A 5,459-nucleotide genomic window follows, 5' to 3' on the forward strand; every position below is an offset into this window, starting at 1 on the left:
GCGGGACGGAACTACCTCAAGGTAGTTCTCGGTGGAAACTCTTCACGTGCAGCATCCCGGCCACACTTATGATTTGGAACGGGAATTTAACGGGCTTTGGGCCGTCAGAAGACGAAGGCAGCGGCCCGTTCCAGCCCGGGAAGGACCGGAGCAGCGGCGTCGAACAGCGCCCGATGGCCGAATTCGCCGTGGGTACGGGTCACGATCATCGCCCGCGGAGGCCGCGATTCGGCCGACACCCCCACCAGCCGCCCACCCTCCTTGAGCTGCCCGAACAGCCCCTCCGGAGTGACTTCGGTGGCGCCATTGAGGACGATCACGTCGTAGGGTGCGGCTGACGGATCCCCCTCAGTGCAGGAAGCGACCTTGCAGGTGACGTTGGCGAGCCCGAGGACGGCAAATGCCTCCCTGGCCTTCGCCGCCAGGGCCGAATCGCATTCCGTCGCAGTCACATGGCGGGCGAGCTTGGCCGCCAGCGCCGCGAGGTAGCCGGTGGCGCAGCCGACGACCAGGACGCTGTCGCCCTCACCGATCTCGGCGGCCTGGAGCAGCTTGCCGGTCAGCTGCGGCTTGATCAGGAACCGCTTGGCAGCGGCCGCCTCGCTCACATCGAGGTCGAGGTCGAGGTAGGCCAAGGCCTGCCGGCTCGCCGGCACGAAGGCTTCGCGCGGAACCGTGAGCATGGCATCGAGAATACGGCGGTCGGTGACGTCATTGGTGCGCACCTGGCCATCGACCATTTTGAGGCGCGCGGTCGAGAAACCGGACATTTGCGGACCCTGAAATGCGGACCAAGCCGCTGAGAGAAGTTGGCGGCATCTTTGGAACATGCCCGGCGAAAACGCAACATGGCCGTTGGCCTTGACCGGCCACGGCCCTCAGCAACTCACCGCACCAGGGACGAGTACGGATTATTCGATCGTCACCGCAAGGCGGCCGATCAGGGCGGCCACCTCATCCAGCCGCGCCGAATCGGGGGTCTCGACCGCACGCGCAAGGCAGGCGAGGCATTCGTCGTCGCTGAGCTCGGGAACGTCGGCCGGCAAAATCGAGGGAGCCAGTTGGGCGCGGTCGATCTGGATGTCGGGCATGGGAATCAGCTCCGTAGGAGTCCGGCCCGGCGAAGCTTGATGTCAATTAAGTCGATTTGGTGCCGTCCCCGGGCCTGCGACGGTACGTCCGCACACCTATGCTTGAGCGCGATTCTGCCTCGAGCAGACGCGTCGGGTCTTCAGAGATGGCTCGAGCAGCATCGCGCGCCGCATCAGAATGCGCTCATAAGATGCTGATTTTACGGTGAAATTTGGCTCCCCGGGCTGGGGTGCCCCGGCCTAAGTTTATCAATAGGTTAGACTGGCAAACATCCGCCGAGACCGCCACTGGCACCCAAAGGCTTTTTTGGGAGATGGCAACCCGTGGGCGCCAACTCAGCAAGAAGTGACAACTGCGCGGCTGCATTAGCCGCGTGGGTCCTCTGTTCATGCAGAAAAGGCGGGATTTATGTCGCGAGGACCGTCCACGTTTCGGCAGCAGGACGTCACCCGGGCGTTGCGGGCAGCTGCCGCAGCGGGGATCGACATCGAACGTGTCGAAATAGACAAAAATGGAAAGATCGTGGTCGTCGCTAGCAAGCTGAAAGAACAGACCGGCGGAGCCAGGAGTACTAACGAATGGGATTGAAGGCACGCTCGCCTAAGTGGGTGCACGGGTTTGTCGATCGACACGGCAAGGCTCGTTTCTATTTCCGCCGCAAGGGCTTCCAGAAGGTGTCCCTGCCGGGGCTACCGTGGTCACCGGAATTCATGGCGGGCTACCAAAAGGCTATGTCGGAAAAACCGGTGCTCAACATTGGCGCCGATCGCGTTGTGCCGCATTCGATCCGGGCGCTGGCAGTCGCCTATTACGATAGCGCAGCGTTCAGGGCGTTGGACCCGGACAGCACACAAAAGGTCTATCGCAACATCATCGATCGCTTCTGCCGCGAGACCGATAAGGACGGTCAAGCCTACGGCGACAAGAGCGCGGTCACCATCAAACCTCATCACATCGAAAACCTGATGGGGGCGCGCGCCGCCAAGCCCGATAGCGCCAACGGGTTGCGCAAGGTCCTGCGCGAGATGATGAAGGTGGCGAAGAAGCTGGGTTGGCGGGAGGACGATCCTACCCAAGGGGTGAAGAAACTGAAGCCGAAGAGGACGGGCGGCTTCCATCGCTGGACCGATGCCGAGATCGCGCAATTCGAGAAGCGCCACCCCATCGGCACCAGGCCACGGTTGGCGATGGCGCTCGGGCTCTACACCGGGCAGGCGCGGCAGGATGTCATCGTGATGGGCGAGCAGCACATCAGCAACGAGGTGCTGGATTGGGTGCGCAAGAAGACCGAAGCCAAGACCGGCTACCAACTGGCGATCCCGGTACATCCGGAACTGCGCCGAATCATCGACGCCACCCTCAGCGGCCACCTGACATTCCTTGTGACGGAATTTGGGGCTCCGTTCACAGCCGCTGGCTTCGGGAACTGGTTCCGCGACCGCTGCAATGAGGCCGGGCTCAAGCACTGCTCGTTCCACGGCTTGCGCAAGGCCACGGCAACGCGCCTCGCCGACGTAGGCTGCGACCCCTTGGAGATCGCCGCCATAACCGGCCATGCCAGCCTGAAGGAAGTCCAGCGCTACACCGAGACGCGGGACCGTAAAAGGGCCGCGCAACGGGCGATGGTTAAGCTCATATCAGGAACAGAAGTGGCTAACCCAATTATCCAGTTAGCCAACCAGGCGAAAAAACCGTGATAAATCAATACATAAAGAGCCAAATGGCTCCCCGGGCTGGATTCGAACCAGCGACCATCCGATTAACAGTCGGATGCTCTACCGCTGAGCTACCGAGGAAAAGGGCGAACTGTCGTCCGCGCGCGGGTGCGTATAACAAAGCCGGTTGCGCTTGCAAAGGACGAATTCGCCATCTTCCGCAACGCATCTGAGGAAGGGCGGGGGGAGGCCCCTCCTCCCCGCCGCGCAAACTATTCAGCGACGAAGGACGTGGTCTTGGTGCCGGAGTCGTAGCGCAGCCGGAGCGCGGTGAACTTGCAGAGGTTGACGTTCTTCCAGAGCACCGACTCGTCATAGTTCTGCCAGTCGACGCGGATGTTCCAGACACAGCCCTCATCGTCCTCGTCGAACTCGACATAGGTGCTCGCCTGGTTCTGCAAAACCTTGTCCAGTTCGTTCTCCCATTCGTCCAGGCCATCGTCCGGCGCATTGAAGCCGAGGAATTTGATGGCATAGCCGGTCTCGTTTACGACGGTGACGTTGCGGGCGTCGGCGGCGAACGACGCCGTGGCGGCAATCGACAGACCGATCGCGATCAGTCCGGACAGAAAATACTTCATATGAAATGCTCCCGATCGAAACAGGCTGTAAGCGCCTGACGTCGATCGGCGCAGGCACCGCGGCAACGAATGGCGTTGCCTCAAAGGGTGGTCCGGCGTGCGATCGACGGATTCAACACGCGTCGATCCACACTCCGGGACGTTGCGCGACGCGAGACGCGCGGGGCCTGTTTTTATCGTTCGGAATTGTCCGCAGCAATGAACCGGCATTCATAGATCGGCGGCGTTTGTTTTCTCCGGCGCCGGCACCGCGGCTCCGTTGCTCTTGCCCGTCACGGCGCCGACCAGCGCCTTCACAGGATCGTCGCCCGGCGCAAAGCCGCTCTGGCGCAGGATCTCGTCGATCATCGGACGCAGTGCGTGCACCTTGAGCAACTCACCGGCAAGGCCTTCACCGAAACCGACGTTGCCGCCACCTGCGCCATTGCCGCCGAACGCACCGCCGGTGTGCAGGATGCGGACATCCTTGAGGTTGGCGATCGGCCTCACCATCTCGGCGAGCGCCGAGGGCATGGTCTCGATCCGCTTCTTGGCGATCTCGAAATCGATGACGTTGCTGCCGAGCTTGTTCTGCGCCTCGTTCTTCATGGTGATGACGGCAGCTTCCGCTTCACCGATGTTGCGGACACCGACCGCCTTGATCTTGTTGGACTCGGCCTCCGCCGTCGCCAGCGTCTTGACGGCCTCGGCGCGATCGAGCGAGGCTTTCTTCTCGGCCTCGGCCGCGACGATCACCTCGGTCGACTTGCGTTCGGCCTCCGTGCGTGCAGCGAGCACCTGGGTGAGACGGGCGCGATCGGCGACCTCGACCGCGCGCGCGGTCACGACCTTTTCCTCTGCGGAGACGGCCAGCGCCTCGGCGGCCTTGGCCTCGGCGACGGCTTCCGAAGTCTGCTTGCTCTTGGACGCGATCTGGATCTCGTTTTCCTGCGTGGCGATCTGGATCTCGCGCTGGGCGTCGGTTCTGCGCTTGTTGATGGCGAGATCCGACTCGATAACGGCGGTCTCCTTGACCTGCTTGGCACCGGCCTCCTTCTCGGCGACCGCCCTGTCGGTGTCGATGCGGGCGTTTTCCTCGGTGAGGCGCGCAGTCTGCGTCGCGGTCGCCACCTCGGCGCGAGTGCTGGCGGTCTTGTTGGCGATGTCGCGCTCCTGCGACAGCTCGGCCTCCTTCTTGGTCCGCTCGATGCCGAGGGTCTGCTGCCGTGCCTCGAGGTCCTTCTGGGCGATCGCCACCTCGTTATCGCGCACGATGGCGTTGCGGTCGCGGCGGCGGGTTTCGGTGATGGTCTTGAGCTGGGTCAGACCTTCGGCGTCGAAGAAGTTTTCAGGGTTGAAGAATTTGACGTCGGTCTGGTCGAGCTTCGTCAGCGACACCGATTCCAGCTCGAGGCCGTTCGACTTGACGTCGGACTCGACCGTGGACTGCACGTGCTTGACGAAGTCCGAGCGCTTCTCCTGCAGCTCCAGGATGGTCATGGTCGCCGCGACCGAACGGAGGCCGTCGACGAATTTCGCCTCGACCTGGTTGCGCAGCGCCTCGGCATCGTTGGTCAACGCGCCGAGCGTCTGGCTCGCGAGCGCTATGCTCTCTTCATCGGGGCGGACACGGACGTAGAACTCTGCGACGATGTCGACACGGAGGCGGTCCTTGGTGATCAGGGATTCCCGCTCCTTGCGCTCGACGGTCAGCCGCAGCGTCTTCAGGTTGACGCTGGCGTAGGAGTGGAAGATCGGCAGGATCATGGCGCCGCCGTCGAGCACGACCTTCTTGCCGCCGAGCCCGGTGCGCACGAAGGCCTCGTCACGTGTGGCGCGCTTGTAGAGAATGGTGAAGACGATCCCCAGGACGACGATCAGCGCGACGCCGATCATGGCCGGGACTGCGATGTCGAACATGACTTTCTCCAATGAATGACGACTAGCTGCTTAGAGTCGGTTTGGACGGCTTGAGTTCATCCTCGGCCTTCACCGCCACGAAGCGGGTGCCATCCCGATCGACGAGGAGGACCAGGGTTCCCTGCGCCAGGGGCGACGACGAAGGTGCTGCGACCGCCAGGACGAAGTGGCG

General features: G+C 62.7%; 5 protein-coding genes, 1 tRNA gene and 1 pseudogene. 1 reads left to right on the plus strand and 6 read right to left on the minus strand.

The genetic code is table 11. The features are described from left to right. Window positions 1–104 precede the first annotated feature (104 nt). Window positions 105–770: a protein-L-isoaspartate O-methyltransferase family protein gene (locus tag A5906_RS29050; RefSeq protein WP_080138632.1), complete on the minus strand. Its 666-nt coding sequence runs from the start codon at window positions 768–770 to the stop codon at window positions 105–107. 141 nt (window positions 771–911) lie between these two features. Beyond that, on the minus strand, window positions 912–1,091 hold the full coding sequence (locus tag A5906_RS29055) for a hypothetical protein (protein ID WP_018641879.1): 180 nt from the start codon (window positions 1,089–1,091) through the stop codon (window positions 912–914). A gap of 579 nt (window positions 1,092–1,670) precedes the next feature. On the opposite strand from A5906_RS29055, the gene A5906_RS29060 reads away from it, so the two are divergent. Beyond that, window positions 1,671–2,789, plus strand: coding sequence for a tyrosine-type recombinase/integrase (locus A5906_RS29060; RefSeq protein WP_080138633.1), 1,119 nt, complete (start codon window positions 1,671–1,673; stop codon window positions 2,787–2,789). Between the two features lie 24 nt (window positions 2,790–2,813). Here the strand turns inward: A5906_RS29060 and A5906_RS29065 are convergent. From A5906_RS29065 to A5906_RS46455, 4 genes and pseudogenes are all read right to left on the minus strand, one after another. Beyond that, a tRNA-Asn gene (locus A5906_RS29065) sits at window positions 2,814–2,888 on the minus strand. Between the two features lie 131 nt (window positions 2,889–3,019). After that, the gene (locus A5906_RS29070) at window positions 3,020–3,388 is read right to left on the minus strand and encodes a hypothetical protein (RefSeq protein ID WP_080138634.1); all 369 of its coding nucleotides are present in this window, start codon (window positions 3,386–3,388) and stop codon (window positions 3,020–3,022) included. Window positions 3,389–3,598: 210 nt separating this feature from the next. Continuing rightward, window positions 3,599–5,287, minus strand: a complete 1,689-nt coding sequence (locus tag A5906_RS29075; protein WP_080138635.1) for a flotillin family protein — start codon at window positions 5,285–5,287, stop codon at window positions 3,599–3,601. A 22-nt stretch (window positions 5,288–5,309) separates the two neighbouring features. Next, window positions 5,310–5,459 (minus strand): annotated as a pseudogene (locus tag A5906_RS46455) (OB-fold-containig protein); the annotation flags it as partial.

Source organism: Bradyrhizobium sacchari (genome assembly GCF_002068095.1).
GTDB classification, from domain to species: Bacteria; Pseudomonadota; Alphaproteobacteria; order Rhizobiales; family Xanthobacteraceae; genus Bradyrhizobium; species Bradyrhizobium sacchari.